This window comes from Micromonospora sp. CPM1, assembly GCF_023896895.1.
GTDB classification, from domain to species: Bacteria; Actinomycetota; Actinomycetes; order Mycobacteriales; family Micromonosporaceae; genus Micromonospora; species Micromonospora tulbaghiae.
Map to the genome: position 1 here is coordinate 91,963 of NZ_JAMHIU010000020.1, position 26,577 is coordinate 118,539.

Below are 26,577 nucleotides of genomic sequence, written 5' to 3' on the forward strand. Positions count from 1 at the left end.
CAACTCCTCGGGTCCGATGAAGGAAAGCTTCGCCTAGCTTTCACTCGCGGTAAATTTCGAGCAGATAACGGGGGCACAACGATCGACCACCGGCGACGCCGAGGTCAGCCGAGACGCACCCGGGGATCGATGAACGCGTAGAGCAGATCGACGATGATGTTCGCCACCACCACGAACAACGCCGACACCAGGACCGTGGCCATGATGGTCGGCAGGTCGCCCTGGCGCACCGCCTCCACCGCCGTACGCCCCAGCCCCTGGATGCCGAACGTCGTCTCGGTGATGACAGTGCCGCCCAGCGCCGCGCCGACGTCGATACCGGCGATCGTCACGATCGGCGTGATCGCCGCGCGCAGCGCGTGCCGTCCGTACACCTTGCGTTTCGCCACGCCCTTGGCCCGCGCGGTCCGGACGAAGTCCTCGGAGAGCGTCTCCAGCATCTGCGCCCGGGACAGCCGGGCGTAGATCGCGGAGAAGAGCAACGCGAGCGTCACCCACGCCAGCACCAGGCCGCGCGCCCACTCCACCGGGTTCTCCAGGAACGGCACGTACCGGGGTGTCGGCAGGATCTTCAGCGAGTACACGAAGATCAGCAGCAGCACGGCGCCGACGAAGTAGAGCTGCAGCGACGCGAACGTGAGCGTCAGCCCGATCGAGATGCGGTCGAGCAGCGACCCCCGCCGTAGTGCGGAGATCATCCCGAGTCCCACCCCGAGCGCCAGCCAGAGCACCGCCGCCGGAAGCACGATGTTCAGCGTCACCGGCAGCACCCGGGCGAACGTGTCGGTCACCGACTCGCTGTTCACGTAGGAGTAGCCGAGACAGGGCGCCTCGCACTTGCCGCCCTGCGCGCTGCCCAGGTCGCGGCCGACGAAGATGCCCTTCATGTAGTTGACGTACTGCGTCGGCTTCGGGTCGTTGAGCCCCAGCTCCGTACGCACCCGCTCCAGCCGCTCGGCGTTGCAGTTCTTCGGGCACATGCCGGTCACCGGGTCGCGGGGCAGCGCGAAGAACATGAGGAAGCTGACGATGCTCACCGCCAGCAGCACCGAGACGGCGAGCAGCAGCCGCTTCAGCAGGAACCGCACCATGTCGTCGAACCCCTTACCGTGACGACTTCGGGTCGAGCGCGTCGCGCAGCGCGTCGCCGAAGAGGTTGAACGCCAGCACGAGCGCGAAGATGGTGATGCCGGGGAAGAAGACGTACGCCGGGTCGGTCTGCAGGTAGTCGATGCTCCGGTAGATCATCCGGCCGAAGCTCGGCACCGACTCGGGCAGGCCGACGCCGAGGAAGGACAGCGCCGCCTCCCCCGTGACGTACGACGGCACGGCGAGCGAGAACGCCACCAGGATCGGGGCCCAGATGTTCGGCAGCAACTGCCGGAACAGCATGTGCCCGAGCCCGGCGCCGCTGGCCCGCGCCGCCTCCACGAACTCCCGCTCGCGCAGCGAGACCACCTGCCCGCGGACGAGCCGGGCCGTGCCGGTCCAGCCGAACGCGGCGAAGACCACGATCAGCGTGGTCACCGCGAACCATGTCGGCACCGCGTCCCGGGGGCCGTAGAAGCGCAGCGAGAACGTCGGCACCACGGCGAGCGCGAAGATGAGGAACGGCAACGCCAGCGCGACGTCGGTGATCCAGCTGATCACCGAGTCGACCACCCCGCCCAGGAAGCCGGCGACGATCCCGAGCACCACGCCGATCGTCGTGGTGACGAGCGCGGCGCCGAGCGCGATCAGCAGCGACGTCCGGATGCCGTAGATCATCCGGATGAAGATGTCCCGGCCCAGGCCCGGTTCCAGCCCGAACCAGTGGTCGCCGCTGACGCCGCCCACGTAGCCCAGCGGCATGCCGGTGGCGTCCAGCAGCTCACCGAACTGCTGGTTCGGCGACACGCCGTAGAGCCGCTGGATCAGCGGCGCGGCCACCGCCACCAGGATGAACAGGGCCAGCACGATGCCGCTGACCATGGCGGTGCGGTCGCGCCGCAACCGGGCCCAGACGAGCTGGCCGGGTGAGCGGCCGACGAGCCGCTTCTTCTCGTCCGGCTCCTGCCCGGGGGACTCGATCTCGGCGAGCGCGACACCCTCGACCGGCGACAGGCTCATTTCGACACCTCCACGGGTTCGCCGGTCGGCACGCCGACCGGTCCGCTCTCCGGGTAGTGGCAGGCGGTGAGCTGCCCGCCGCCGTCCCGGGTGACCAGCGCCGGTTCCTCGGTGGCGCAGTGGTCGGTGGCTTTCCAGCAGCGGGTACGGAAGCGGCAGCCCGACGGTGGGTTGAGTGGGGTGGGTACGTCGCCGGTGAGGCGGATGCGTCCGGCGGGTCCGAGGGCGGTGACGTCGGGGATCGCGGACAGCAGGGCTCGGGTGTAGGGGTGCTGGGGGCGGGTGTAGATGGTGTCGCGGTCGCCGATCTCGACGATCTTGCCGAGGTACATGACGGCGACGCGGTGGCAGAAGTGCCGCACGACGGCGAGGTCGTGGGCGATGAACACGAACGCCAGGTCGAGGTCGCGTTGCAGGTCGCGTAGCAGGTTGATGACCTGCGCCTGGATCGACACGTCCAGCGCCGAGACCGGTTCGTCGGCGACGATGAGTTTCGGTTTCAGGGCGAGGGCGCGGGCGATGCCGATGCGCTGACGTTGCCCGCCGGAGAACTCGTGCGGATACCTGTTGTAGTGCTCCGGGTTCAGGCCGACCAGTTCCAGCAGTTCCTGGACGCGGTGTTTGACGCCGCCGGGCGGGGTGATCCGGTTGACCTGCAACGGCATCGCCACGATCCGCCCCACCGTGTGGCGCGGGTTCAACGACGCGTACGGGTCCTGGAAGATGATCTGCAGGTCCTGCCGCAACGCCCGCAACTCACGACGCCCACCGTGGGTGATGTCCCGCCCCGCGAAGGTGATCGACCCGGCGGTGGGTTCCAACAGACGCACCAGCATCCGCCCGGTCGTGGTCTTCCCACACCCCGACTCCCCCACCAACCCGAGCGTCTCGCCGGGACGCACGTCGAAGTCCAGGCCGTCGACCGCCCGCACCGCACCCCGGGCACGCAGACCCTGCCGCACCGGGAAGTGCTTCGTCAGCCCCCGCACCGACAGCAGCGGCTCGGTCTCGGTGCTCATCGGGCCACTCCCACCTGGGCGATGTCGTCGCGGTAGATCCGCTCCCGGTCGGCCGCCGACAGGTGGCAGGCCACCAGGTGACCGGGCGCCCCCGCCGGCCCCAGCTCGGGCACGTCGGTGCGGGAGCGGTCGCCGTTGACGTCGGCGTACCGGCAGCGCGGGTGGAACGCACACCCCGGCGGCAGGTTGATCAGCGACGGCGGGTTGCCGGGGATCGGCACCAGGTCCGCGTCCGCGTCGCCGTGCAACGACGGCACGCTCGACAACAACCCCCACGTGTACGGATGCTGCGGCGCCCGCAACACCCGCTCCACACTCCCGTGCTCCACCGCCCGACCCGCATACATCACCAACACGTCATCAGCCACCTGGCTGACCACACCCAGGTCGTGCGTGATCAACACGATCGCCGACCGGAACTCCTCCTGCAGACCACTGAGCAGATCCAGGATCTGCGCCTGCACCGTCACGTCCAACGCCGTCGTCGGCTCATCCGCGATCAACAGATCCGGATCGTTCACCAACGCCATCGCGATCATCGCCCGCTGCCGCATCCCACCCGAGAACTCATGCGGATACTGATCGAACCGCTTCCCCGGCTGCGGAATCCCCACCCGGCCCAGCATCTCCACCGCCCGCGTCCGCGCCTCCCGCCGACCCGCCCTCGGGTGATGCACCCGATACGCCTCCGCGATCTGCCGGCCCACCGAGTAGTACGGATGCAACGCCGACAACGGATCCTGGAAGACCATCGCCATGTCCCGGCCCCGCAGCCGCCGCACCTCCTCCTCACCCAACCCCACAACCTGACGCCCACCCACCCAGATCTCCCCGGAGATGGTCGTGCGCTTCGCGTTGTGCAGACCCAGGATCGCCAGCGACGTCACACTCTTACCCGACCCGGACTCCCCCACGATCCCGAGCGTGCGACCCCGCTCCACCGCGAACGACACCCCGTCCACGGCCCTGACCACACCGTCCTCGGTGTCGAACCGCACCCGCAGATCCCTGACCTGGAGATAGGGCCCGTCGCCGGATCGCTGCTCCGGCACCTCCGGGCGGTCCGGCTCCCCGGACGGCACCGCCTCCGACCTGCCCATTGACCGCCTCCCCTTCGGTGATGAAGAGAACCTACAGCAAACCCTTGGAGGCGAAAATAAGCTACATCGAGCGGTCTGTCAGCGGTGAGAGCGTAACGACTCGGTCTCCCGTCCGCACGCCCCTCACCTGGGACATTCACGGCCGCGATTGGGCATCTCGGCCTCGTCGTCGCACCCGGGGTGCGACCATGGTCCCGGTGACGAAGGGACGATTCCTGTCGGCACGAGGTGGAGGCGACCATGACCGCGGCGGTGTTCGGCCACGACGGCCCGTGGACCGAAGAGGAGTACCTCGCCCTCGGCGAGACGCGGCAACGCGTCGAACTCTTCGACGGGAGCCTGCACGTGACACCGGCACCGACTCCGCGGGCATCGAGTGGTACCTGCTGGTGGAGCAGGAGACCGGCACGCCGCACCTCCACCGGCGGCAGGGTCGGCACTACCGGGAGGTGTCGGTGACCAAGCCCGGTTCCGTGCTGGAGCTGGCCGAGCCCGTCCGGGCCACGATCCGGCCGGAGGATCTCGTCCCCTGACGGATGTCGGCGCGCTCGCCTAGGGTCGGGCGCATGAGCGAGCGTCAGCGAGCGAATCATCGGGGCGGCGCGAAGGTGCCTCATGCCGGCACGCAGCGCAGCGGAGCACCGGCATGAGCGAGTTCGACGCGGCGACCGCCGCCGTCCAGGCCGCTCTCGACGCGGGCGCCCGGTACGCCGACGCCCGCGTCATGCACCGCCGCTACGAGTCGATGTCGGCCCGCAACGGCGACATCGAGGAGCTGAGCCAGGACGAGAGCATCGGTCTGGGCGTACGCGCGCTCGTCGGATCGGGATGGGGCTTCCACGCCGTACCCGATCTGTCCGACGCCGCGGCCCGCGACGCCGGCCGGCGCGCCGCGGCGATCGCCACCGCGAGCGCGCGGGTTCCCGGTCCGCCGATCGACCTGGTGCCGGTCGAGGCGACGGTGGCGACCTGGGCCTCGGACTGCGCGGTCGACCCGCTCGGCGTGCCGCTGTCGGACAAGGGCGACCTGCTGGTCCGCGCCACGACGACGATGCGCGAGCACGGCGCCGACCTGGCCGAGGGGCTCTACCAGATCTGGGACACCTCGAAGTGGTTCGTCTCCAGCGAGGGCCACCGGATCGACCAGCGCATCCGGGAGTGCGGTGGCGGCATCTCGGCCACCTCCATCGGTGACGGCGAGACGCAGCGGCGGTCCTACCCGAGCTACCGGGGGCAGTACGGCACCACCGGGTGGGAGCTGGTCACCTCGCTCGACCTGGCCGCGCACGCCGCCCGCATCGCCGAGGAGTCCCGGGAGCTGCTCACCGCGCCGCTCTGCCCGGCTGGCGAGACCGACCTGATCCTCGGCGGCGAGCAGCTCGCGTTGCAGATCCACGAGTCGGTCGGGCACGCCATCGAGCTGGACCGCATCCTCGGCTGGGAGGCGGCGTTCGCCGGCACGTCCTGGCTCGACCTGGCCCGGCTCGGCTCGCTGCGCTACGGCTCCGAGCTGATGAACGTGACGATCGACCCGACCATCCCGGGTGCGCTGGGCAGCTTCGGCTTCGACGACGAGGGCTCCCCGGCGGTCGCCCGGGACGCGGTCCGCGAGGGGCGGTGGGTCGGGGTGCTCGCCGGCCGTGACTCGGCCGCCGTCGCCGGCCTGGACCACGGCGGCAGCGTACGGGCGGACGGCTGGGCGCGGCTGCCGATGGTGCGGATGACGAACGTGGGCCTGGAACCCGGCCCGCACACGCTCGACGAGATCATCGCGGCCACCGACGACGGGGTGCTGATGGACATCAACCGGTCCTGGTCGATCGACGACAAGCGGCTCAACTTCCAGTTCGGCTGCGAGGTCGGCTGGGAGGTGAAGAAGGGCCGCCGGGGGCGGATGCTGCGCAACCCGACCTACACCGGCATCGGCCCGGTCTTCTGGCGCTCGATGGACATGCTCTCCTCGGAGACTGTCGCCTGGGGCACGCCCAACTGCGGGAAGGGGCAGCCCGGGCAGGTCGGGCACACCGGTCACCCGGCCGCACCGGCCCGGTTCCGCGGCGTCCGGGTGGGGGTGCGGGCATGAAGCGGAGTGCCGGCATGAGTGCCGAACTGGAGATCGCCGCCGGGGTGGTGGACCTGGTCCGGCGCACGGCCGGTCCGGCCGCCGAGGCCGAGGTGCTGGTGACCCGCTCCGACCTGGCGCTGACCCGGTTCGCCAACTCGTTCGTCCACCAGAACGTGTCCGAGACCGGCGTCGCCGTACACCTGCGGTTGCACGTGGACGGGCGGACCGTGACCGGCAGCGGCAGCCGGGTGGACGCCGACGGCCTGGCCGCGCTCGTCGAGCGGACCCGGGCCGCGGCCCGGCTCGCGCCGCCCGACCCGGCCTGGCCGGGACTCACCGCGCCGGTGCCCGTGCCGTCCGGCCCGGCCGTGGACGAGGCCACCGCGTTCGCCTCGCCGGACGAGCGGGCCGAGCGGGTACGCGCGTTCGTCGAGGCGGTGGAGGGGCTGGAGGCGGCCGGCTACTGCCGCACCGCGTACCGGTCGGGGGCGTTCGCCAACTCCGCCGGGCACACGGCTGTGGGCCGGGCGGCCGAGGCGGCGATGGACGGCATCGCGCGTGCCGGCGGCGCCGACGGGGTGGCGCGGCTCTGCGCGGACCGGCTGGCCGATCTCGACGGCGCGGCGCTCGGCGCCCGCGCGGCGGCGAAGGCGCGCGCCGCGGCCGACCCGGTCGAGCTGCCGCCCGGGCACTACGAGGTGGTGCTCGAACCGGCTGCCGTGGCCGACCTGCTGCACAACCTGGCCTGGTACGGCTTCAACGGCAAGCGGTACGCCGAACGGCAGTCCTTCGCCGAGCCGGGCAGGGCACAGTTCGACCCTTCGGTGACGCTGGTGGACGACCCGCTGCACGCGAGCACGCTGCCGTTCGACCTGGAGGGCACGCCAAGGCGGGCGTTGCCGCTGGTCGAGCGCGGCACCACCGGCGCGGTGGCGTACGACAGGCGTGCCGGTGCCGAGGCGGGCGCCGGGTCCACCGGGCACGGCATGCCGGACAGCGCGACGTTCGGGCCGATCCCGCACAACATCCGCCTGCTGACGGGCACGACCGACGCGGGCGTGGCCGGCGTCGCCGCGGGAGCGGTGAGCGCGGGCGAGACCGGGGCGGTGGGCGACCCGGACACCGCCGCGCTGGTGGCGGGGATGCGGCGCGGGCTGCTGGTGAGCGACTTCTGGTACACGCGGGTGCTGGACCCGAAGCAACTGGTGATCACCGGGCTGACCCGCAACGGGGTGTGGCTGGTCGAGGACGGCGTGCCGACCCGGGCGGTACGCGACTTCCGGTTCACCGAGTCGTACCCCCGGGCGCTGGGGCCGGGCCGGGTGCTCGGCCTGGGCCGGACGGCGGTCCGCCAGCCGGGCCGCGTCGACGGGTCCTGGTGCGAGGGTCCGGCGCTCCGGCTGTCCTCCTGGCACTTCACCGGCGGCGCCTCCGGGTGACCCGGTGCGCCGCCGGGCGCGCCACGCCACCGGTCGGCGCACCGTTCGACCGACCCGCCACATTGATCATGAACTGACTCTTTCCAAGCTGCGGGACACACGGGACACTGCGTTGCGCGGCCGGGCCGTGAAGATCGGCGTAACGTGTGTCACTTAGCCGCACCGGTTCGCCGGTGTGGCCTCGCGCGTGCGCAGGACGTGACAGTGACGTCAGGGAGATGACTCGAATGACAACTACGTCGGCCAGGACGCCGAGACCGCAGCCGCGGGGAGGGCGGGCACGCGCCGCAATCGCGGCGAAGACGTTGCGGACCGACAGATGGTGGATCGCCCCGCTGATCACAGTGGTGGGGCTCAGCGCGTGGGTCATCTACGCGACGGTCCGGGTCTTCATGCACAAGTGGTACTGGGTGGAGCAGTACCACTACCTGACGCCGTTCTACTCCCCCTGCGTCACCGACCGCTGTGTCGAGGGCTCCTCGCACTTCGGCCAGTTCCTGCCCGGCTGGTGGATCATCCCGGACGCGGCGCTCACCCTGCCGTTCCTGCTTCTGTTCCGCCTGACCTGCTACTACTACCGCAAGGCGTACTACCGGTCGTTCTGGCTGTCGCCGCCGGCCTGCGCGGTGCCGGACGGGCACCAGTCGTACAGCGGCGAGACGCGGTTCCCGCTGCTCGGGCAGAACCTGCACCGCTACTTCTTCTACGCCGCCGCGATCATCTCGCTGATCAACACCTGGGACGCGGTCCTGGCCTTCCACTCCCCCGAGGGCTTCGGCTTCGGCCTGGGCAACATCATCCTGATCGGCAACGTGGTGATGCTGTGGGCGTACACGATCTCCTGCCACTCCTGCCGGCACATCATCGGCGGGCGGCTCAAGCACTTCTCCAAGCACCCGATGCGCTACAAGGCGTGGACCGGGGTGTCCTGGTTGAACGTCCGGCACATGCAGCTCGCCTGGATCACCCTGGGCACCCTGGCGCTCACCGACTTCTACGTGATGGCGGTCGCCGCCGGCTGGATCAACGACCTGCGGTTCATCAACTGAGAGCCTGGACATGACTGAGACGCGAATCGAACGACACCACTACGACGTCGTCGTGATCGGGGCCGGTGGGGCCGGCCTGCGCGCGGCGATCGAGGCCCGGCTGGCCGGCAAGAAGACCGCGATCATCTCGAAGTCGCTGTTCGGCAAGGCGCACACGGTGATGGCCGAGGGCGGCGCCGCCGCCGCGATGGGCAACGTGAACTCGCGCGACAACTGGCAGGTGCACTTCCGGGACACCATGCGCGGCGGCAAGTTCCTCAACAACTTCCGGATGGCCGAGCTGCACGCCAAGGAGGCGCCGCAGCGGATCTGGGAGCTGGAGACGTACGGCGCGCTGTTCGACCGCACCAAGGACGGGAAGATCTCGCAGCGCAACTTCGGTGGCCACGAGTACCCGCGCCTGGCGCACGTGGGCGACCGGACCGGCCTGGAACTGATCCGCACGCTCCAGCAGAAGATCGTCTCGCTCCAGCAGGAGGACAAGCAGGAGTTCGGCAGCTACGACGCGCGGATCCGGGTCTTCTCCGAGACCACGATCACCGAGCTGCTGCTCGACGGCGACCGCGTCGCCGGCGCGTTCGGCTACTACCGCGAGTCCGGCGAGTTCGTCCTGTTCGAGGCGCCCGCGGTGGTGCTGGCCACCGGCGGCGTCGGACGGTCCTACAAGGTCACCTCGAACTCGTGGGAGTACACCGGCGACGGCCACGCGCTGGCGCTGCGCGCCGGGGCCACGCTGATCAACATGGAGTTCCTCCAGTTCCACCCGACCGGCATGGTCTGGCCGCCCTCGGTGAAGGGCATCCTGGTCACCGAGTCGGTACGCGGCGACGGCGGCGTGCTGAAGAACTCCGAGGGCAAGCGGTTCATGTTCGACTACGTCCCGGACGTGTTCCGCAAGCAGTACGCGGAGACCGAGGAGGAGGCGGACCGCTGGTACACCGACCCGGACAACAACCGGCGCCCGCCGGAGCTGCTGCCCCGCGACGAGGTCGCCCGCGCCATCAACAGCGAGGTCAAGGAAGGCCGGGGTACGCCGGCCGGCGGCGTCTACCTGGACATCGCCTCCCGTAAGTCGGCCGACGAGATCCGCCGCCGCCTCCCGTCGATGTACCACCAGTTCAAGGAACTGGCCGACGTCGACATCACCAAGGAGCCGATGGAGGTCGGCCCGACCTGTCACTACGTGATGGGCGGCGTCGAGGTCGACCCGGACTCCGGCGCGGCGTACGGCACGGTGCGCGGGCTCTACGCCGCCGGTGAGGTGTCCGGCGGCATGCACGGCTCCAACCGGCTCGGCGGCAACTCCCTGTCCGACCTGCTGGTCTTCGGCAAGCGCGCGGGCGGGCACGCCGCCACGTACACCGATCAGCTCACCACCCGCCCGGCGGTGTCGGTGGCGGCGGTGGAGGCCGCCGTGGAGACGGCGCTGGCGCCGTTGCAGCGGGACACCGGGGAGAGCCCGTACCAGCTCCAGCAGGACCTCCAGGCGGTCATGGGCGACCTGGTCGGGATCATCCGGCGCGAGGGTGAGCTCGCGGACGCCATGCGCAGACTGGCCGAGCTGCGGGAGCGGGTGGCGAAGGTGAGCGCGGCCGGCGGCCGGCGCTACAACCCGGGCTGGCACCTGGCGCTGGACCTGCGCAACATGCTCGTGGTGTCGGAGTGCACCGCGATGGCGGCGCTGGAGCGGCAGGAGTCGCGCGGCGGGCACACCCGGGAGGACTACCCGGCGATGGACCCGAAGTGGCGGCGGGTCAACCTGGTCTGCTCGCTGGACGGGGACACGGTCCGGCTGACCCACAAGCCGCTGCCGAAGATGCGGCCGGAGCTGATCGGGCTGTTCGACCGGGCCGAGCTGGCCAAGTACCTGACCGACGAGGAACTCGCCGAGTTCGACGCCCTCACCGAGGAGGCGAACAACTGATGGGAAGTAAGCGCCAGTTCCGCATCTGGCGGGGCGACGAGACCGGCGGCGACCTGAAGGACTACACGGTCGAGGTGAACGAGGGCGAGGTGGTCCTCGACGTGATCCACCGCCTCCAGGCCACCGAGGCCCCGGACCTGGCGTGCCGGTGGAACTGCAAGGCCGGCAAGTGTGGCTCCTGCTCCATGGAGATCAACGGCAAGCCGCGGCTGGGCTGCATGACGCGGATGTCGACGTTCGAGGAGTCCGAGACCGTCACTGTCACCCCGCTGCGCACCTTCCCGGTGATCCGGGACCTGGTCACCGACGTCTCGTTCAACTACGAGAAGGCCCGGGAGACCCCGGCGTTCGCGCCGCCGGCCGACGTGGCGCCCGGCGACTACCGGATGCAGCAGGTCGACGTCGAGCGCTCGCAGGAGTTCCGCAAGTGCATCGAGTGCTTCCTGTGCCAGAACGTCTGCCACGTGATCCGTGACCACGACGAGAACAAGCCGGCGTTCTCCGGTCCCCGGTACTTCATCCGGGCGGCCGAGCTGGACATGCACCCGCTCGACGCGCGCACCGACCGCCGGGAGTACGCGCAGTCGGACATGGGACTCGGATTCTGCAACATCACCAAGTGCTGCACCGAGGTCTGCCCTGAGCACATCAAGATCACCGACAACGGGATCATCCCCATGAAGGAGCGGGTCGTCGACCGCAGGTACGATCCCCTTGTGTGGCTCGGTAACAAGATCTTCCGGAGGGGTCAGGTGCCTCAGACCAGCGCGACCAGCGGGCATTCGAGTGGTGCCGTCACGTCCGGAGGGGCGCACGGCGGGGCGCACGCGCACGGCGGCGGCTCGCACGCCGGCGGGGTGCACTCGCACGCGGGCGGCTCGCACGACAGCGCCGCCGAGCGTCAGGCCCAGCAGGGCGTCAACTGGCACCGCGAGGTGCCGCACCCGACCGCCCCGGCGGTGGACGCCAACGGCAAGCTGCCGCTGACCGAGCTGACGTTCAACAAGGCCGCCGCGCCGTCGCCGTTCGGCGACGACGTGACGTTCCCGCTGCCGCCGGAGCACCTCAACTTCGCTCACCCGCAGCAGGACGAGCCGAAGCACTGAACAGCAGCGCGACGATGACGGGGGCCGGCGGCACGAGCCGCGGGCCCTCGTCTCTTTTCTGCCGTGCTGTCCGGTTCACCGGACGGCACGGCTCGCGCCGCGGTCGTTCAGGGGGTGTCGAGCAGGGGGCGAAGCGCGGCCACGATCGGCACGTCGGCCGGCAGCCAGTCGACGCTGTCCAGCTCGGCGGCGGACAGCCAGCGCAGCTCGGCGTGCTCCAGCGCCTTGGGCTCGTCGCCGTGCAGCAGGCGGGCGGCGTAGACGCGCAGCACGGACCGGCCGTGCGCCATCCGTACGTCCCGGCCGACGCGCGCGCCGACCGCCACCCGTACGCCCAGTTCCTCGACGCACTCCCGGGCCAGCGCGTCGGTCTCGGCCTCGCCCGGCTCGACCTTTCCGCCCGGGAACTCCCAGCGCCCCGCCACCTCGGGAGGCGCGGAGCGCTCGCATGCCAGCACCCGGCCACCCTCGATGATCGCCGCCCCGACGACCACCCTCGGCTCCCGCCGGTCGGCCTGCCCGTTTCCGCTAACCCGTTCGGTCCGCACGGGCCACCAGCGTGCCAGATCAATCGGCGGTTTGGGTAGCTGCGTCGGCCGTCAGGTCAGCAGAACACGGAAGTGTGGGCGTGGACACACCATCTGAGTGGCGAGAGACTAGAGGGCGTCGACTGGGACACGGGATGGCGACGATTTGGCCACAAGCCGGCAACGACGCCTGGGAGGTGCGGTGATGCGCGTGCTGTTCAGCGGCCGGGCGAAGCACGACTACCTCAGCGACGCACTGGCCCTGCTGTCCGGATGGACGCGCGAGGGCGAACAGATCCGCCGCACCATCGTCCTCGACGACACCCAGCACGCCGCGCTCACCGAGCGGGTGGCGGTGGTTGCCGACGCGCTGCGGCTGCGCCCCGAGATCAGCCGCCGGGCCGACCGTACCCACATCAGGCTGGGGCACGGCGACGGCGAGCCACTCACCGAGGGTGAGGTGCTGCTCGCGGCTCGCATCGAGGACGCGGTCCGCGCGGTCACCGAACCCTGATCCACTGGCACGTCCCGCCTACCCTCGGGTGCATGTCTGGCCCCACGTACGACCGCAAGGAACAGTTCCAGCAGATCCAGAGCGGGTTGCTGCCCGGTGAGCAGATCATCGCCGTCTACGACGCGGTGGGCACCGGCACCGGCTTCATCGGCCTGACCGACCGGCGGGTGATCATCCAGGACCGCTCCTTCGTCGGCAAGCGGTACGCGATCACCAGCATCCCGTACTCGAAGATCACCAGCGTGAGCGTGGTGAGCAACAAGTCCTGGGGTGGCTCGTTCTTCTCCACCGGGTCGATCGCCGTGCACGTCGGCACGCACACCTACGAGGTCGAGTTTCGGGGCGCGCAGAAGAGCCACCACGTGCACAACGTGATCCTGCACCACATCTCCTGACCCGCCTGGCACAATCGCCGCCATGCGAGGGCTGACGGCGCGGTGGCGGGCCTGGCGGGGCGACCATCGGCGGGCCGTACGCCTGCTCCGCCGTCTCCTGGTGCTCGCCACGGCCGCCGTGGTGCTGCTGGGCGCCGCCACGATCGCCAGCGTGACCTGGGTCCGCGACGCCGCCGAGGGCCGCGTGTTCGCCGCCGCGGACGTTCCCGAGACGCCGGTGGCCCTGGTGCTGGGCACCAAGGTGGAGCCGGCCGGCACGCCGGCGCCGTTCCTCGCCGGCCGGCTGGAGATCGCCCGCCAGTTGTACGTCGCCGGCAAGGTCGAGGTGCTCCTGCTCTCCGGCGACCACATGGACTGGGACTACGACGAGCCTGACGCGATGCGGCGCTGGCTCGTCGAGCGGGGCGTACCGGCCGAGAAGACGGTGCTGGACCACGCCGGGTTCGACACGTACGACTCGTGCGTCCGCGCGCACCGCGTCTTCGGGGTCCGGCGGGCCACAGTGGTCACCCAGTCGTTCCACCTGCCGCGCGCGGTGGCGCTCTGCCGGGACGCCGGCATCGAGGCCGTCGGCGTCGGCGACGACACCGCCCGCCGGTACGCCGACCAGTGGCGGATCAGCTCCACCCGGGAGTACGGGGCGTGCGTGAAGGCCGCCGTGGACGTCCTCACCGGGCGTGACCCGGTGCACCTCGGCCGCCGGGAGACCGGCGTGGACGACGCGCTGCGGGCGTAATCCGGTTGTCCCCCCGGGCGACCGCTGGTCTGCTGAACGCCTCGAAGCCGACCGGAGGGAGCACCGCCATGCCACACGCTGCGAAGCCCAGCCGACCCGTCGTCATCCCATCCGAAACGAGGCTTCGTCTTGTCGTACCCCATTTCGGCGGAGGTCACTGACCTCGCGCCGCGTCCTGTCCCTTCCGCCCGGCGGGAGGGCGCGTGATGTCCGTCTTCGACGATCCCGGCCTCTTCGGCCGGCTCTGGGCCGCCACCTACGACGGCCCCGGCAATCCCGACCCGGCCCCGGCCGTCGACTTCCTCGCGCCGCTGGCCGAGGGCGGCCCGGTGCTCGAACTGGCCGTGGGCACCGGCCGGGTGGCCCTGCCGCTGGCCGCCCGCGGCATCGCCGTGGAGGGTGTCGAGGCGTCCCCGGAGATGGTCGCGCACCTGCGCGCCAAGCCGGGCGGCGCGGACATGCCCGTCACCGTCGGCGACATGGCGGACGTCCCGGTCGCCGGGCCGTACCGTCTGGTCTTCCTGGTGTTCAACACGCTGTTCAACCTGGTCTCGGAGGAGCGCCAGGCGGCGTGCTTCCGCAACGTCGCCCGGGTGCTCGCGCCCGGCGGGGCGTTCGTCATCGAGACCTTCGTGCCCGACCCGGCGGACTTCGACCGGGACGAGCAGGTCCAGGTGCGGGAGGTGACCGAGGACTCGGCCACCATCCGCATGCACCGGTACGACCGGGCGGCGCAGACGTTCGTGCGGCAGACCGTCACGTTCGACGCCGACGGTGTGCACCTCAAGCCGTTCGCCATGCGGTACGCCTGGCCGGAGCAGATCGACGAGCTGGCGGAGCGGGCCGGGTTGCGGCTCACCGAGCGGTACGCCGACTGGGACCGGTCGCCGTTCGACGCGGACAGCCGCTCGCACATCTCCGTCTACCGGCGGCGGTAGCGCTCAGACCGAGGGGCCGGGCATCCCGTCCCGGCCCCTCGGTCGCGCGACTACGCTGACGACCGCCGGGTCCGGACAGGAGAGCCGATGACAGTCACAGTCGCCGCCATGGACGACTCGCACGCCGACGCCGTGCTGGAGATCTACCGCCTCGGCATCGCCGAGGGCAACGCCACGTTCGAGACCGAGCCGCCGGACTGGACGCGCTTCACCGCCACCCGCCTGCCCGGCCACCGCTGGGTGGCGCTCGACGAGGCCGGCGACGTGCTCGGCTGGGTGGCCTGCTCGGCGGTCTCCGACCGCTGCGTCTACGCCGGCGTGGTGGAGCACTCCGTCTACGTGCACCCGCGGGGGCGCGGGCGCGGGGTCGGCCGGGCCCTGCTGGACGCGCTGATCGCCTCCACCGAGGCGGCCGGGATCTGGACCATCCAGTCCGGTGTGTTCCCGGAGAACACCGCGAGCCTGGCGCTGCACGCGGCGTGCGGCTTCCGCGTCGTCGGCACCCGCGAGCGGGTGGGCCGCCATCACGGCACCTGGCGAGACGTGACCCTGATCGAACGCCGCAGCCCCGAGATCTGACCCCTTGATCACCGGGTCGGTCAGGCGCCGATCAGGTGACGGCGTACCAGGGCATCCCGCTCCAGGATCAGGTCGACCATCTGCCAGAACTCGGCGAGCCGGGGATGGCTCAGGCCTTCCTCGCGGCTGAGCTTGCGGCCGAAGATCGGGCTGTCCCCCGCGACCTCACCACCGTTGACGAGCGTCGCGGCCGGCCCCGGCGAGCCGGCCACCGGCCCGACCCGGCAGCCGAAGGTGACGTGGTCGTCGGTGTTGTCGCCGCCCCAGCTGCCCAGAATCGCGTCGATCCAGACCTCGTGCACGCCGTCGTGGTGGTAGCAGCTCGCGAAGTAGACGGCCGCCGTCGCGCCATCGGTGCGGATGTCGGCCCAGGTCCGCTCCGCGGCGGTGTCGCAGCAGCCGCAGACGAACTCGCGTACCTGTCGGGTGCTCTCGTCGATCCTGAGTGTCACGGCGCGAACCTTAGCGAGCCGCGAGCGGCCGCGCGTACCCGAAGAACGCTTGACGTCCCGGCCCGCGAGGTGCCATGGTTAGTTACATGAGTAATGAACCGAAGAACCGGGATGGATGACGGGCGGCCGATCTTCGTCCAGATCGCGGAGCTGATCGAAAACTCGATCATCGACGGGACGTACGCGGAGGAGACCCAGGTGCCGTCGACGAACGAGCTGGCGACATTCCACCGGATCAACCCGGCGACCGCAGCCAAGGGGATCAACCGCCTGGTCGATGACGGGATTCTCTACAAACGCAGGGGGATCGGAATGTTCGTGGCAACGGGGGCCGTCGAAACACTCCGGGAACGCCGCCGGCGCGAGTTCTCCGACCAGTACGTGCGGCCCCTCATCGAGGAGGCACGCAAGTTGGGCATCGGCACCGAGGAGCTGAAGAAGCTCATCGAGACAGGGGAGGAAGAGCGATGAGCGTCGTGGCGGCAGCCGGCCTCACGAAACGGTTCGGTGAGGTGACCGCTCTCGACGACGTCACCTTCACGTTGACAGGTGACAAGATCTACGGCCTGCTCGGCCGCAACGGCGCCGGCAAGACGACGCTGATGCAGCTGGTCACCGGCCAGAACAGCGGCATCAGCGGGGACCTCACGCTCTTCGGCGAGCGCCCGTACGAGAACGAGCGGGCACTGTCGCGGGTGGTCTTCATCAAGGAGAGCCAGACGTACCCGACGGCCTATCAGGTCCGGCACGTCATGAGTCTGGCGAGGCGCCTGTTCCCGAACTGGGACGAGGACTTCGCGCAGTCCCTCCTGGACGACTTCGACCTGCCGCGCAAGCGCAACGTGCGCAAGCTGTCCCGCGGCATGCTGTCCGCGCTGGGCGTGACGATCGGCCTGGCCGCACGCGCGCCGCTGACCTTCTTCGACGAGCCGTACCTCGGTCTCGACGCGGTCGCCCGGCAGCTCTTCTACGACCGGCTGCTCGCCGACTACGCCGAGAACCCGCGCACCGTCGTGCTCTCCACACACCTCATCGACGAGGTGGCCGACCTGATCGAGCACGTACTCCTGCTCGACCGCGGAAAGCTGCTGCTCGACGCGCCCAGCGACGAGCTGCGCGGCGAGGTGATGGAGGCGTCCGGCCCGGCCGCCGCGGTGGACGAGTTCGGTGCCGGGTACCGGGTGCTGCATCGCGAGCAGCTCGGCGGCGCGGCCCGCGCGACGCTGCGCGGGTCGTTCGACGACGCCGAACGGACGCGCGCCAAGAAGCTCGGCATCGACCTGGCGCCGGTGTCGCTCCAGCAGGCCGTGGTGCGCCTGACGACGGAAAGGACGAACACGCGATGACTCGTATCCTCGACGTCGCCCGGATGCACACCATCGCCTGGATCGGCCAGTTGGCCTGGCCATGGGGCATCATGGCCATCTCGCTCGGCGTCAACCTGCTGATCTTCGCCTCGATCGACGAGGCCGCGCCGGGCAAGAACACCACAGGCGGTCTGGCCAGCCTCTACATCGTCTGCTCGATCGTCGCCGCCGCCTCGATCAGCCAGGTGTTCCCGTTCGCGCTCGGCATGGGCGTCACCCGGCGCACCTTCTACCTCGCCACGGTGCTGGTCAACGTGGTGCAGGCGGTCGTCTACGGCATCCTGCTCTACCTGCTCAACCTGATCGAGGGCGCCACCGGCGGCTTCGGGATCCAGCTACGGTTCTTCCGGATCCCGTACATCGACGTCGACAACGGGCTGCTGCAGATCGCCGTCTACGCGGTGCCGTTCCTGTTCCTGAACTTCCTCGCCGTCTTCGCCGCCGTCTGGTACGTCCGGTTCGGCATGAACGGCCTGCTCGGGGCCGGCGCGGCCCTGATCCTGGTGACCGGCCTGCTCGTCGCGTTGATCACCTGGCAGGGATGGTTCGGCGACATCTGGCAGTGGTTGAGCAGCCAGCACCAGGTCAGCCTGCTGGTGGGGTGGCCCGCCCTGATCGCCGCGGTGGCCGCGCTCGGGGGAATGGCGGCCATCCGCCGGGCGAACGCCTGACGGCAGCCACGGGTGGCGGCCGACGATCCGCGCGGTGCGGGTCGTCGGCCGCCACAGGCGCGTTCCAGCGGCCGACGACTTCGTCCGGTCGCGTCGGCGGTCGTTGTCGGACCCGCTCGCTAGCATTGCCGCGATCGCCGACGGGAGGGGTGCGCCGTGGACCAGAGCGACCTCACGACGTTCGTGGACAGGGACCTGCAAGGCGCGCGCTTCACCAGGTCGACGCTGGCCGGCGCGGTGATGCGCGGCGTCGACGTGCGCGGGCTCGACGTCGATGCGCCGTGGCTCACCGACGGCGCGCTGCTGGTCAACGGTGTCGACGTCGTGCCGCTCGTCGAGGCCGAACTCAACCGGCGGTTCCCCGGGCGCGAGCTGAGGCATGCCGAGGATCCCGATGGCCTGCGCGCGGCGTGGGTGGCGCTCGAACGGGCCTGGACGGCCGCGGTCGACCGGGTCCGGTCCATGCCCGACGGAGCCGCCGACGTCTCGGTCGACGGCGAGTGGTCGTTCGCGCAGACCCTGCGCCATCTCGCGTTCGCCACCGACGCGTGGCTCGGCAAGGCGATCCTGCGCCTGCCGCAGCCCTTCCATCCACTGGGGCAGCCACACGCCGAGTACGAGACGGACGGACTCGACATGTCGATCTTCCCCGCGGCGCGACCGACTCTCGCCCAGGTGCTCGACCTGCGGGCCGAGCGGCAGGCCATGGTGCGGGACTTCCTCACGGGTGTCACTCCAGAGCTGCTCGCCGAGCCTCGGCCGTCAGCGTGGTCACCCGAACACGAGAAGCCGGTCCTGCACTGCCTCCACGTCATCTTCGACGAGGAGTGGGAGCACCTCCGCTTCGCAGTGCGCGACCTCGACGCGCAGGAGTGACGCCGCGTCTCCGTGGAGGGGGCAGTCAGCGCCTGGACTCGTACCTGGTGAGGAGCACGCCACCCGGGAACGTCCGGGTCTCCCGCAGGGCCAGGTTCACCCAGTTGTCCAGGGCCGTGAAGAACGGCATACCGCGACCGACCAGGACCGGATGGGTGACGAGCACGTACTCGTCGATCAACCCGGCCCGCATGGCCGCCGCGGCGAGGGTGGCGCCGCTGATGTCCATCGGGCCGCCGTGCTCGGCCTTGAGCCTGGCGATCTCGGTGACCGCGTCGCCGGTGACCAGTCGGGTGTTCCAGTCGACCGGCCTGGTCGTCGAGGAGAACACCACCTTCGGCATGTCCCGCCAGCGGCGGGCGAACTCGGCGTGCGCCGGTGTGACGCCCGGTTGCTGATCGGCGGTCGGCCAGTGGGAGCTCATCGCCTCCCACAGTCGCCGGCCGTACAGCGCCGTGCCTGTCGTCCCCACCCGGTCGGACCACCACTGGAACCACTCGTCGCTCGGCGTGCTCCAGCCGAGGTCGTCACCGGGCGCGGCGACGTAGCCGTCCAGGCTCAGGTTCATCGCGAAGGTCAGTTTGCTCATGCGTCAGCCTCCCGTGAGTCGGTACCCGACGTAAGACCAACACGGCAGCGGGAAACCATCGGTCAGGCCACACCGAGGGCCGCTCACTGCCTCGGGCTCGCTTCGCGGGTAGCGCCGGTCCACCGACTCGGGGATGATCACCCCATGTCGGAGGAGGATCTGGCCGGAACCTGGCGTCGCATCATCCGAGGGGACAGCAAGTCCTGGGTCGTGTTCGCCCACGGCACGTGCGTCGTGCTGCCAGATCCCGGACCCGGCGTCGACCTCGCCGCTCAGGCCGTCGACATCCTGCGCGAGTACGGGCCCGTCCACGCCGGTTCACCTGCCGGCGACTTCGGCACCATCACCCTCGATCCCGGTCCCGGATGGGTGGTCTACGGCCACCACAACGACGTGCTGACCTACGTGGGACCGGACGAGATCTCCGACAGCAGCGACCTGGCCGTTGGTCTGTACGGACGCCGCAAGCGACACCAGGACGGCCATGAGCTTGACGTCGTGCACGTCGAGGACAAGCGGCCCCGGTGAGTCAGGGCCGCGCTTCCGCCGTCAGACGTTGAAGCGGAACTCAGAGCCGCTGTCTCGCCACCAGCAGGAAGGCTGGTCGACCCTTGGTCACACGCCGTCTCCGGCTGCCATCGTTGGTTGCTGGTTGACGACGCTTGACGGCGTCTTGTGCCCCCTGTGTGCCCCGACCATTGGCTCGGCGTGGTTAGCTGCCGGCACCTGCATCCGATGGCGAGGGGACCGACATGGCGTTGACCAAGAAGGGCTCTCGGCTCATCACGGTCGACGGCGTGGTCTACAGATGGCGAGTGCGCGGACGACCCACCTATGCCCAGGCGCTCGGTCAGCGACCGCTCACCCTCGCTGTTGAGCAAGCCGATTGCAAGGGCAGCGTACTGCTAGTCAGCATGCCCCAAGACCACCCGAGCAACTGGTTCGGAGGTCCGTCGATCCCTGTTCTTCCATCGCAGGTCGCGGCAGTCATCCGCAAGGCGCTGACTGAGGGATGGCGGCCCAGCCAGCTGGCAACGGCCTTTCGCACGACTGCGCTCGGCGCATCGCAGTAGTCCTCGACTCCTTGACCCCCAGGCAACCAACACGGCTCGCTGACCTGCATCCCCGAGGGCGTCTAGGTGCGACAACCATCCGCCAGAGTCCGTCGACGTCCGCCGCTGCTCGTGCCCGTCGTCACTCAGCTAGTCACCCACCTACTCGGCACCCGAACCATCCCGATCTCCGGCTAGACGTCCAAGGAGGTACTGCGCTCCGCCATCTCCGGATCGCGTCCGCTGCCGCAGATCCTCCAACCGGCCTTCGTCGTAGAGCAGCCGGTTCAATCGTCTACGGGCATGCGCATCATGTTGAGCGAGAGCGGCCAGCTCGACATGACGGCCAGCGCGAGCAAGCAGATCCATATGCCACAGGTGTGCGTTATGCCGCTGATGGTCGGTGCTGTAGCACTCCGCAACAGCACTGACCACCTTGATTGCTCGGTTCCAGTCGCCCCGCTCCTCGGCGACACGCGCAGTCTCAGACCAGTGAGGCACGGACATCATCGTAGGCAGCGCTTACCCTCAGCTTGGGAATCGCCTTGATCGGCCAGACGGCCCCTATGTGACCGCTGTTGACCGAGCGGTCCGCAGCTCGCCAGGAACGGCCGAAGGATCAGCTAGGTTGAGCTGATGTCGGCCATCGCGCTGCTCTACGTCGTCCATCGCGACCTGCTCATGCATGAGCAGTTGCCGGTGCACCAAATCGCCGAGAAGTTCGGGCGCCGGATCGACCCGGACGTCTTCCCCTACTCCGGCTACCTGATGCTCGACATGCTGACCTACCTGGAAGACCGGGGCGTCCCGATCGGACCGTACCGAGTTGAAGGTCCACACCGATCCGGACGCCCCGTACGCCACCGTCCTGACCACCGAGCACCGGGCGCTACTGCCGCGACTCGACCCGGTCGACTACCCGGTCCAGGAGATCCGCGAGTTCATGGAGGACTACGACGACCTCGCGGACGACGAACTCCAGGAAGCCGTCACCGACACTCTGGGCCTGCTGCGCACAACCATCGCGGACCTAGCCGACGACGAGGTCTTCGTGATTCTGATTTCCTGAGTCGGCTGTCGCCGTCGACCCTGCGCAATCTCGTCGGGCTGCTCCGCTCGGTCTACGCGGCGGCCGTTCTGGATCGGCTCGTCGGCCGCTCGCCCGTGGTTCGGGTCAGCTTGCCGTCAGCCCACCGGGAACGTGTCGTGCCGCTCACTGTCGACCAGGTGCGCGCGCTTGCCGACGCGATCCCCGCCCGCAACCGCGCCATGGTCCTCACCCAGGGCGGGTTGGGTCTGCGCCTCGGCGAGCTGCTCGCGCTGCGTGTGCAGGATGTCGATTTCGCCGCGCGCCTGGTGCGGATCGAGTGGCAGTTCGCGCCTCAGTCCAGGGTGCGTACGGTCCCCAAGACACCGCGCTCGCGCCGGATCGTGCCGCTGCCCCAGGTCGTCGCCGACGCGCTGCGGGCGCACATGGAGCAGTTCCCGCCGGCTGATGACGGCACCCTGTTCACGACCCGCTTCGCCGGCCCCTACCGACACGACTACCACGGCACGCTCATCTTCGGCGTGGCCGTGCGGAAGGCGGGCCTGCCGGACAGCATCACGACCCACGACCTGCGCCACCACTACGCCTCAGTCCTGCTGATGCAGGGCGAGTCGGTCATCACCGTGGCCGAACGGCTGGGGCACGAGAACGCGACGCTGGTCCTGTCGACGTACGGTCACCTGATGCCGGACTCGGAGGAACGCACCCGCCGGGCGGTCGACGAAGCGTGGGGTTGTGCCCCCGGTGTGCCCCAGAGCGAGGCACCACCGTTCTGACCTGCGGAAACGGGCCGGATTCAGACGTTGAAGCGGAACTCCACCACGTCGCCGTCCTGCATGACGTACTCCTTGCCCTCGATCCGGACCTTGCCGGCGGCCTTGGCCGCCGCCATCGATCCGGCCTCGACCAGGTCGGCGTAGGAGACCACCTCGGCCTTGATGAAGCCGCGCTGGAAGTCGCTGTGGATCACCCCGGCGGCCTCCGGCGCGGTCGCGCCGACCGGGATGGTCCAGGCCCGCGCCTCCTTGGGGCCGGCGGTCAGGTACGTCTGGAGCCCGAGCGTCCGGAAGCCCACCCGGACGAGCTGGTTCAGGCCGGGCTCGGACTGCCCGATCGACTCCAGCAGCTCGCGGGCCTCGTCCTCGGGCAGGTCCACCAGCTCGGACTCGATCTTGGCGTCCATGAAGATCGCCTCGGCGGGCGCGACCAGGCCGCGCAGCTCGTCGAGGAACTCCTCGTTGCCCAGCTCGGCCTCGTCGACGTTGAAGACGTAGAGGAACGGCTTGGTGGTGAGCAGGTGCAGCTCACGCAGGTGTTCCAGCTCGACCTTCGCGGCGGCCGCGCCCGCGTACAGGGTCACGCCGTTGTCGAGGACCTCGACCGCCTTCTTGGCTGCCTCGACGGCGGCGGCCCGGTCCTTGCGGAGCTTGGCCTCCTTCTCCAGCCGGGGCAGCGCCTTCTCCAGCGTCTGGATGTCGGCCAGGATCAGCTCGGTGTTGATCGTCTCGATGTCGTCGGCCGGGGAGACCTTGCCGTCGACGTGCACCACGTTCGGGTCGGAGAAGGCACGCACCACCTGGCAGATCGCCGAGGCGTCGCGGATGTTGGCGAGGAACGCGTTGCCCCGGCCCTGCCCCTTGGAGGCGCCCCGGACCAGGCCGGCGATGTCGACGAACGAGACGGGCGCCGGCAGAACCTTCTGCGAGGAGAAGATCTCGGCCAGCTTGGCCAGCCGCTCGTCTGGGAGCCCGACCACGCCGACGTTCGGCTCGATGGTGGCGAACGGGTAGTTCGCGGCGAGCACGTCGTTCTTGGTCAGCGCGTTGAACAGGGTGCTCTTGCCCACGTTGGGCAGGCCGACGATGCCGATGGTGAGACTCACGACGAACCAGCTTACGCGCCTCGCCGCCACCGCCGGGCAGGCAGGTGCGCGAAGCCGGTCACTGCGGCGCGGTTGACAGCAGGCGCGGCTCGATCCGGGTCTCCCGGGCGGTGCCGTCCTCGGCGCGGACCAGCTCGTACGCGGCCACGCCGGGACGGTCGGCCACCGCCTCGGCCAGCCGGGTGCCCCGGTAGATCAGCCCCACCCCGTCGTCGGTGCAGTGGCTCGCCGGCAGCGTGCCGTCGGCGACCAGCCGGTGCATCAGCGGACGGCGCTGCTCCTCGCTGTCGTAGTGCACGCCGTTGCCGTACGGGAGCTAGCCCAGCCCTTCGGTGAAGGGTCGCAGCGCCGGGCCGTAGCTGTCGGTGGCGCCGCCGGTGTGCCAGCAGATCGAGCCGGCGGAGACCCCACCGAGCACCACGCCGGCCTGCCAGCACTCGTGCAGGATCTCCGGCAGGCCGTGCACCCGCCAGACCGCGCAGAGGTTCGCCACGCTGCCGCCGCCCACCCAGATGATGTCCTGCGCGAGCAGGTGGGCGCGGATGTCCTCGACGTTCGGCATCGGGTAGAGCGCCAGGTGGGAGGCGCGGAACCGGGTGCCGGCGAAGGCGCCGTAGAAGACGGTGAACCCGGTCGGCTGGTCGCCGGTGGCCTGGCCGAGGTAGCAGACGCGGGGCGCCTCACCGGCACCGGCCAGCTCGGCCATCAGGTCGAACAGGGCGCTGGGCCGCGCGTCCCAGGGGCCACGGCGACGGCCGGCGAAACCCATGCTGGTGGCGACGATCGTCGGTTCGGTGGCGGGCACGGCTGTCCTTCCGGGCGGTGGCGGTGCCGATCATTGTGCCGGATCCGCGGGCCCGGTCTCGGCCGCCGCGAGCAACGCGCGCAGCAGATCGGCCAGCCGGTCCTGGTCGGCGGGCGGCAGCGCGTCGAGGATCCGCCGCTGCACCGCCAGCCCGGCCTCGGCCGACTCCTCGACCACCCGCCGGCCGGTGTCGGTGAGGGTGACCCGCAGCGCCCGCCGGTCGGCCGGGTCCGGCGAGCGCCGCACCAGGCCCGCCCGTTCCAGGCGGTCGAGCCGCCCGGTCATGCCGCCGGAGGTGAGCATCAGCGAGGCGGCGAGCGCCTTCGGCGCCAGCGTGTACGGCGAGCCGGAGCGCCGCAGCGCGGCCAGCACGTCGAACTCGCCCCGGCCGATGCCCCAGCTGGCGTACACCTTCTCCTGGCCGTCGCCGACCAGCCGGGCCAGCCGGTAGATGCGGCCGAACACGGCCATCGGCTCGGGCCGCATGCCGGGGCGTTCCCGCCGCCACTGCTCGACGATCGCGTCCACCTCGTCGCCTGTCACGGCTGCCGATTGTGCCGCACGTCCCACTTCCCCTTTTCGCTCGGGGCTGATTAGCTTAGCGCTAAGATACTTAGGGCTGAGAAGAGGCTTCCATGGACCGCCGCTGGACCGACGTCGCGCTCACCGCCGCCGCACCCGTCACCTGGGGCACCACCTACCTGGTCACCGCCGAACTCCTCCCCCCGGACCGGCCGCTCTGGGCCGGGGCGATCCGCGCCCTGCCGGCCGGTCTGCTGCTGCTCGCACTGACCCGAAGGCGACCACGCGGCCTCTGGTGGGGGCGCGCCGCGGTGCTCGGCGCGCTGAACATCGGGGTGTTCTTCCCGCTGCTGTTCCTCGCCGCGTACCGGCTGCCCGGCGGCACCGCCGCCGTCCTCGGCGCCGCGCAGCCGCTGCTGGTGGCGGTGCTGACAGTCGCACTGCTCCGCGACCGCCCCACCCGGCCGGCGCTGGTCGCCGCCGCGGCCGCCCCGCTCGGCGTCGCGCTCGTGGTGCTGCGCCCGGGCGCCGGCCTCGACCCACTCGGCGTCGCCGCCGGACTGGCCGGCGCCGTGGCGATGGCCGCCGGGCTGGTGCTCACCCGCCGCTGGGGCCGGCCGCCCGGAGTGGGCGTCCTCGCCGCCACGAGCTGGCAGCTCGTCGCCGGTGGCCTGATGATCGTGCCGGTCGCCGCCGCCGTCGAGGGCGCGCCGCCCGTGCCCGACGGGCCGGCCCTTCTCGGGTACGCGTGGCTCGGGCTGGCCGGCACCGCGCTGGCGTACGTGCTGTGGTTCCGCGGCGCGGCGCGGATGCCGGTGTCCCGCGTGTCGGTGCTCGGCGCGTTGAGCCCGCTCACCGCGGCGGCGCTCGGCTGGGTGGTGCTCGGCGAGGCGCTGGACCCGGTCCAGCTCACCGGTTTCGCGGTGGCGGTGGCGGCGATGGTGCTCGCCCAGATGCCGGACCGGTCGCCACGCCCGCGCCCGGGCGGCGACGCGGACAGCCCGGCGGCACCGGCCGGCCTTCACGCAAGTGACCGGGCGGCGGCGTCGGCCGGCCCTCGGGCAGGCGGCAGGGCGGCGGCGTCAGCCAATCTCCGGGCAGGCGGCCCGACGGCGGCGCCGGCCGGCCTTCGGGCAGGCGGTCCGACGGCGGCCTGGTGGCGGCGCGGTCAGCCGGCCCGCAGCCGACGCCAGTCGTCCGGCCACGCCTCGGCGGCGACGCCCTCGGGCAGCACACCGGCCGGTAGCTGCGCCGCGGCCGCGAGCGGCAGCGTGAACCGGTGCGCGGCGGCGGGCCCGGCCGCGCACGACCGGTCGAGCAGCCACCGCACCTCGTCGGCGGTCCAGCCCAGGCCGGAACGGGCGGCGATCTCGCGGACCAGCCGCAGGCCGACCCGGGTGTCGTCGTCGTAGAAGCGCATGCACCAGTGATGCGCCCACATGCCGAGCGCGCGCAGCCCGTCCGGGTCGAGGGAGCCGGCCAGCCGCCCGCAGGCGGTCTCCGCGAAGGGGCGACCGGGGTCACCGGCCCGGTCGCGCTCGATGGCGCCGTACGCGGCCGACGCCACCACCCGCATCCGCTCGTAGAAGCCCTCCACCACCGCGGCGTCCAACGGTGCTCGCCCCGATCGCATCAGCGGACACCCCGCCCGGCCACGCTCGCCATGCCCCGCACCTCTTCTTGAGTTGGTGGCGGGACGCTACCGACCACTTACGACACTTTCTCGGGTCCGTCGGCCATGATCCACGCCATCTCGCCGGAGTGGCGGGGTGCCCGGGGGCGGGGCCCCCCCACATACCCCGGGGGGCGCGAC

Annotated in this window: 29 protein-coding genes and 2 pseudogenes; 20 read left to right on the forward strand and 11 right to left on the reverse strand. The window is 70.8% G+C overall.

The features are described from left to right. Positions 1 to 104: 104 nt before the first annotated feature. Genes M8C11_RS23105 through M8C11_RS23120 form a run of 4 tightly spaced genes read right to left on the reverse strand, consistent with a single transcriptional unit; the run spans position 105 to position 4,228 of the window. Entirely contained in the window at positions 105 to 1,091 is a 987-nt protein-coding gene (locus M8C11_RS23105) for an ABC transporter permease (RefSeq protein WP_091422104.1), read from the reverse strand. 13 nt (positions 1,092 to 1,104) lie between these two features. Then, entirely contained in the window at positions 1,105 to 2,109 is a 1,005-nt protein-coding gene (locus tag M8C11_RS23110) for an ABC transporter permease (RefSeq protein WP_073828805.1), read from the reverse strand. Further along, positions 2,106 to 3,128: an ABC transporter ATP-binding protein gene (locus M8C11_RS23115; RefSeq protein ID WP_252453028.1), complete on the reverse strand. Its 1,023-nt coding sequence runs from the start codon at positions 3,126 to 3,128 to the stop codon at positions 2,106 to 2,108. The genes M8C11_RS23110 and M8C11_RS23115 overlap by 4 nt, the downstream gene beginning before the upstream one ends. Then, complete coding sequence (locus tag M8C11_RS23120) at positions 3,125 to 4,228, reverse strand: ABC transporter ATP-binding protein (RefSeq protein ID WP_252453031.1); 1,104 nt, start codon at positions 4,226 to 4,228, stop codon at positions 3,125 to 3,127. Before M8C11_RS23120 ends, M8C11_RS23115 begins: the two co-directional genes overlap by 4 nt. Before the next feature lie 389 nt (positions 4,229 to 4,617). On the opposite strand from M8C11_RS23120, the gene M8C11_RS30740 reads away from it, so the two are divergent. The 6 genes from M8C11_RS30740 to M8C11_RS23150 all read left to right on the forward strand — a co-directional run bounded on the left by M8C11_RS30740 (position 4,618) and on the right by M8C11_RS23150 (position 11,811). Beyond that, positions 4,618 to 4,761, forward strand: a complete 144-nt coding sequence (locus M8C11_RS30740) for a hypothetical protein (protein WP_252453034.1) — start codon at positions 4,618 to 4,620, stop codon at positions 4,759 to 4,761. A 113-nt stretch (positions 4,762 to 4,874) separates the two neighbouring features. Then, the gene (locus M8C11_RS23130; RefSeq protein ID WP_252453037.1) at positions 4,875 to 6,311 is read left to right on the forward strand and encodes a TldD/PmbA family protein; all 1,437 of its coding nucleotides are present in this window, start codon (positions 4,875 to 4,877) and stop codon (positions 6,309 to 6,311) included. Positions 6,312 to 6,325: 14 nt separating this feature from the next. Next, the gene (locus M8C11_RS23135; protein ID WP_252453040.1) at positions 6,326 to 7,732 is read left to right on the forward strand and encodes a TldD/PmbA family protein; all 1,407 of its coding nucleotides are present in this window, start codon (positions 6,326 to 6,328) and stop codon (positions 7,730 to 7,732) included. A gap of 227 nt (positions 7,733 to 7,959) precedes the next feature. Then, positions 7,960 to 8,781 carry a hypothetical protein gene (locus M8C11_RS23140; protein WP_121685313.1) on the forward strand — a complete coding sequence of 274 codons (822 nt, stop codon included), beginning with the start codon at positions 7,960 to 7,962 and terminating at the stop codon, positions 8,779 to 8,781. A 10-nt stretch (positions 8,782 to 8,791) separates the two neighbouring features. Further along, complete coding sequence (locus M8C11_RS23145) at positions 8,792 to 10,705, forward strand: fumarate reductase/succinate dehydrogenase flavoprotein subunit (protein ID WP_252453043.1); 1,914 nt, start codon at positions 8,792 to 8,794, stop codon at positions 10,703 to 10,705. Beyond that, positions 10,705 to 11,811, forward strand: a complete 1,107-nt coding sequence (locus M8C11_RS23150; RefSeq protein ID WP_091428234.1) for a succinate dehydrogenase/fumarate reductase iron-sulfur subunit — start codon at positions 10,705 to 10,707, stop codon at positions 11,809 to 11,811. The genes M8C11_RS23145 and M8C11_RS23150 overlap by 1 nt, the downstream gene beginning before the upstream one ends. Before the next feature lie 107 nt (positions 11,812 to 11,918). On the opposite strand, the gene M8C11_RS23155 is transcribed toward M8C11_RS23150, so the two are convergent. Then, a complete protein-coding gene (locus M8C11_RS23155; RefSeq protein ID WP_091428231.1) occupies positions 11,919 to 12,305 on the reverse strand; it encodes a (deoxy)nucleoside triphosphate pyrophosphohydrolase in 387 nt (128 codons plus the stop codon). A 238-nt stretch (positions 12,306 to 12,543) separates the two neighbouring features. On the opposite strand from M8C11_RS23155, the gene M8C11_RS23160 reads away from it, so the two are divergent. The 5 genes from M8C11_RS23160 to M8C11_RS23180 all read left to right on the forward strand — a co-directional run bounded on the left by M8C11_RS23160 (position 12,544) and on the right by M8C11_RS23180 (position 15,500). Then, positions 12,544 to 12,852: a 4a-hydroxytetrahydrobiopterin dehydratase gene (locus tag M8C11_RS23160; RefSeq protein ID WP_120573214.1), complete on the forward strand. Its 309-nt coding sequence runs from the start codon at positions 12,544 to 12,546 to the stop codon at positions 12,850 to 12,852. 32 nt (positions 12,853 to 12,884) lie between these two features. Beyond that, on the forward strand, positions 12,885 to 13,247 hold the full coding sequence (locus M8C11_RS23165) for a PH domain-containing protein (protein ID WP_013288454.1): 363 nt from the start codon (positions 12,885 to 12,887) through the stop codon (positions 13,245 to 13,247). Between the two features lie 22 nt (positions 13,248 to 13,269). Then, positions 13,270 to 13,983, forward strand: a complete 714-nt coding sequence (locus M8C11_RS23170) for a vancomycin high temperature exclusion protein (protein ID WP_252453046.1) — start codon at positions 13,270 to 13,272, stop codon at positions 13,981 to 13,983. Between the two features lie 206 nt (positions 13,984 to 14,189). Beyond that, entirely contained in the window at positions 14,190 to 14,921 is a 732-nt protein-coding gene (locus M8C11_RS23175; protein WP_252453049.1) for a class I SAM-dependent methyltransferase, read from the forward strand. 87 nt (positions 14,922 to 15,008) lie between these two features. Continuing rightward, on the forward strand, positions 15,009 to 15,500 hold the full coding sequence (locus tag M8C11_RS23180; RefSeq protein WP_252453052.1) for a GNAT family N-acetyltransferase: 492 nt from the start codon (positions 15,009 to 15,011) through the stop codon (positions 15,498 to 15,500). A gap of 20 nt (positions 15,501 to 15,520) precedes the next feature. On the opposite strand, the gene M8C11_RS23185 is transcribed toward M8C11_RS23180, so the two are convergent. Further along, complete coding sequence (locus M8C11_RS23185) at positions 15,521 to 15,952, reverse strand: hypothetical protein (RefSeq protein ID WP_120573210.1); 432 nt, start codon at positions 15,950 to 15,952, stop codon at positions 15,521 to 15,523. Between the two features lie 111 nt (positions 15,953 to 16,063). Between M8C11_RS23185 and M8C11_RS23190 the strand changes: the two genes are divergently transcribed. The 4 genes from M8C11_RS23190 (at position 16,064) to M8C11_RS23205 (ending at position 18,866) form a co-directional block, all read left to right on the forward strand. After that, on the forward strand, positions 16,064 to 16,423 hold the full coding sequence (locus M8C11_RS23190) for a GntR family transcriptional regulator (protein WP_252453055.1): 360 nt from the start codon (positions 16,064 to 16,066) through the stop codon (positions 16,421 to 16,423). Further along, complete coding sequence (locus M8C11_RS23195) at positions 16,420 to 17,298, forward strand: ATP-binding cassette domain-containing protein (protein ID WP_252453058.1); 879 nt, start codon at positions 16,420 to 16,422, stop codon at positions 17,296 to 17,298. The genes M8C11_RS23190 and M8C11_RS23195 overlap by 4 nt, the downstream gene beginning before the upstream one ends. After that, entirely contained in the window at positions 17,295 to 17,990 is a 696-nt protein-coding gene (locus M8C11_RS23200) for an ABC transporter permease (protein WP_121685307.1), read from the forward strand. Before M8C11_RS23195 ends, M8C11_RS23200 begins: the two co-directional genes overlap by 4 nt. A 156-nt stretch (positions 17,991 to 18,146) precedes the next feature. Then, entirely contained in the window at positions 18,147 to 18,866 is a 720-nt protein-coding gene (locus M8C11_RS23205; protein WP_252453060.1) for a DinB family protein, read from the forward strand. Between the two features lie 25 nt (positions 18,867 to 18,891). Here the strand turns inward: M8C11_RS23205 and M8C11_RS23210 are convergent, their stop codons facing one another. Continuing rightward, entirely contained in the window at positions 18,892 to 19,455 is a 564-nt protein-coding gene (locus M8C11_RS23210; RefSeq protein WP_252453062.1) for a dihydrofolate reductase family protein, read from the reverse strand. 144 nt (positions 19,456 to 19,599) lie between these two features. On the opposite strand from M8C11_RS23210, the gene M8C11_RS23215 reads away from it, so the two are divergent. The 4 genes from M8C11_RS23215 (at position 19,600) to M8C11_RS23230 (ending at position 22,331) form a co-directional block, all read left to right on the forward strand. Next, positions 19,600 to 19,983, forward strand: a complete 384-nt coding sequence (locus M8C11_RS23215) for a hypothetical protein (RefSeq protein ID WP_252453064.1) — start codon at positions 19,600 to 19,602, stop codon at positions 19,981 to 19,983. A 224-nt stretch (positions 19,984 to 20,207) separates the two neighbouring features. Continuing rightward, on the forward strand, positions 20,208 to 20,528 hold the full coding sequence (locus M8C11_RS23220; protein WP_252453066.1) for a hypothetical protein: 321 nt from the start codon (positions 20,208 to 20,210) through the stop codon (positions 20,526 to 20,528). Positions 20,529 to 21,333: 805 nt separating this feature from the next. Next, on the forward strand, positions 21,334 to 21,576 hold the full coding sequence (locus tag M8C11_RS23225) for a hypothetical protein (RefSeq protein WP_252453068.1): 243 nt from the start codon (positions 21,334 to 21,336) through the stop codon (positions 21,574 to 21,576). 137 nt (positions 21,577 to 21,713) lie between these two features. Further along, positions 21,714 to 22,331 carry a tyrosine-type recombinase/integrase gene (locus M8C11_RS23230; RefSeq protein WP_252453070.1) on the forward strand — a complete coding sequence of 206 codons (618 nt, stop codon included), beginning with the start codon at positions 21,714 to 21,716 and terminating at the stop codon, positions 22,329 to 22,331. A 20-nt stretch (positions 22,332 to 22,351) separates the two neighbouring features. On the opposite strand, the gene ychF is transcribed toward M8C11_RS23230, so the two are convergent. The 3 genes and pseudogenes from ychF to M8C11_RS23245 all read right to left on the reverse strand — a co-directional run bounded on the left by ychF (position 22,352) and on the right by M8C11_RS23245 (position 24,785). After that, positions 22,352 to 23,437 (reverse strand): redox-regulated ATPase YchF, encoded by a 1,086-nt coding sequence (gene ychF, locus M8C11_RS23235; RefSeq protein WP_252453072.1) that lies wholly within the window; start codon positions 23,435 to 23,437, stop codon positions 22,352 to 22,354. 58 nt (positions 23,438 to 23,495) lie between these two features. Next, positions 23,496 to 24,242 (reverse strand): annotated as a pseudogene (locus tag M8C11_RS23240) (Type 1 glutamine amidotransferase-like domain-containing protein). Positions 24,243 to 24,272: 30 nt separating this feature from the next. Further along, positions 24,273 to 24,785: a MarR family winged helix-turn-helix transcriptional regulator gene (locus M8C11_RS23245; protein WP_252453074.1), complete on the reverse strand. Its 513-nt coding sequence runs from the start codon at positions 24,783 to 24,785 to the stop codon at positions 24,273 to 24,275. A 92-nt stretch (positions 24,786 to 24,877) separates the two neighbouring features. On the opposite strand from M8C11_RS23245, the pseudogene M8C11_RS23250 reads away from it, so the two are divergent. Next, a pseudogene (locus M8C11_RS23250) lies at positions 24,878 to 25,699 on the forward strand (EamA family transporter); the annotation flags it as partial. Positions 25,700 to 25,932: 233 nt separating this feature from the next. Here the strand turns inward: M8C11_RS23250 and M8C11_RS23255 are convergent. Further along, complete coding sequence (locus M8C11_RS23255) at positions 25,933 to 26,397, reverse strand: hypothetical protein (RefSeq protein WP_252453077.1); 465 nt, start codon at positions 26,395 to 26,397, stop codon at positions 25,933 to 25,935. Positions 26,398 to 26,577: the final 180 nt, after the last annotated feature.

Excerpts from the sequence above, each read along its gene's own strand:
- M8C11_RS23105 (WP_091422104.1), bottom strand. The coding sequence starts at position 1,091 with ATGGTGCGGTTCCTGCTGAAGCGGCTGCTGCTCGCCGTCTCGGTGCTG.
- M8C11_RS23110 (WP_073828805.1), bottom strand. The coding sequence starts at position 2,109 with ATGAGCCTGTCGCCGGTCGAGGGTGTCGCGCTCGCCGAGATCGAGTCC.
- M8C11_RS23115 (WP_252453028.1), bottom strand. The coding sequence starts at position 3,128 with ATGAGCACCGAGACCGAGCCGCTGCTGTCGGTGCGGGGGCTGACGAAG.
- M8C11_RS23120 (WP_252453031.1), bottom strand. The coding sequence starts at position 4,228 with ATGGGCAGGTCGGAGGCGGTGCCGTCCGGGGAGCCGGACCGCCCGGAG.
- M8C11_RS23130 (WP_252453037.1), top strand. The coding sequence starts at position 4,875 with ATGAGCGAGTTCGACGCGGCGACCGCCGCCGTCCAGGCCGCTCTCGAC.
- M8C11_RS23135 (WP_252453040.1), top strand. The coding sequence starts at position 6,326 with ATGAGTGCCGAACTGGAGATCGCCGCCGGGGTGGTGGACCTGGTCCGG.
- M8C11_RS23140 (WP_121685313.1), top strand. The coding sequence starts at position 7,960 with ATGACAACTACGTCGGCCAGGACGCCGAGACCGCAGCCGCGGGGAGGG.
- M8C11_RS23145 (WP_252453043.1), top strand. The coding sequence starts at position 8,792 with ATGACTGAGACGCGAATCGAACGACACCACTACGACGTCGTCGTGATC.
- M8C11_RS23150 (WP_091428234.1), top strand. The coding sequence starts at position 10,705 with ATGGGAAGTAAGCGCCAGTTCCGCATCTGGCGGGGCGACGAGACCGGC.
- M8C11_RS23160 (WP_120573214.1), top strand. The coding sequence starts at position 12,544 with ATGCGCGTGCTGTTCAGCGGCCGGGCGAAGCACGACTACCTCAGCGAC.
- M8C11_RS23165 (WP_013288454.1), top strand. The coding sequence starts at position 12,885 with ATGTCTGGCCCCACGTACGACCGCAAGGAACAGTTCCAGCAGATCCAG.
- M8C11_RS23170 (WP_252453046.1), top strand. The coding sequence starts at position 13,270 with ATGCGAGGGCTGACGGCGCGGTGGCGGGCCTGGCGGGGCGACCATCGG.
- M8C11_RS23175 (WP_252453049.1), top strand. The coding sequence starts at position 14,190 with ATGTCCGTCTTCGACGATCCCGGCCTCTTCGGCCGGCTCTGGGCCGCC.
- M8C11_RS23180 (WP_252453052.1), top strand. The coding sequence starts at position 15,009 with ATGACAGTCACAGTCGCCGCCATGGACGACTCGCACGCCGACGCCGTG.
- M8C11_RS23190 (WP_252453055.1), top strand. The coding sequence starts at position 16,064 with ATGGATGACGGGCGGCCGATCTTCGTCCAGATCGCGGAGCTGATCGAA.
- M8C11_RS23195 (WP_252453058.1), top strand. The coding sequence starts at position 16,420 with ATGAGCGTCGTGGCGGCAGCCGGCCTCACGAAACGGTTCGGTGAGGTG.
- M8C11_RS23200 (WP_121685307.1), top strand. The coding sequence starts at position 17,295 with ATGACTCGTATCCTCGACGTCGCCCGGATGCACACCATCGCCTGGATC.
- M8C11_RS23210 (WP_252453062.1), bottom strand. The coding sequence starts at position 19,455 with ATGAGCAAACTGACCTTCGCGATGAACCTGAGCCTGGACGGCTACGTC.
- M8C11_RS23215 (WP_252453064.1), top strand. The coding sequence starts at position 19,600 with ATGTCGGAGGAGGATCTGGCCGGAACCTGGCGTCGCATCATCCGAGGG.
- M8C11_RS23220 (WP_252453066.1), top strand. The coding sequence starts at position 20,208 with ATGGCGTTGACCAAGAAGGGCTCTCGGCTCATCACGGTCGACGGCGTG.
- M8C11_RS23255 (WP_252453077.1), bottom strand. The coding sequence starts at position 26,397 with ATGCGATCGGGGCGAGCACCGTTGGACGCCGCGGTGGTGGAGGGCTTC.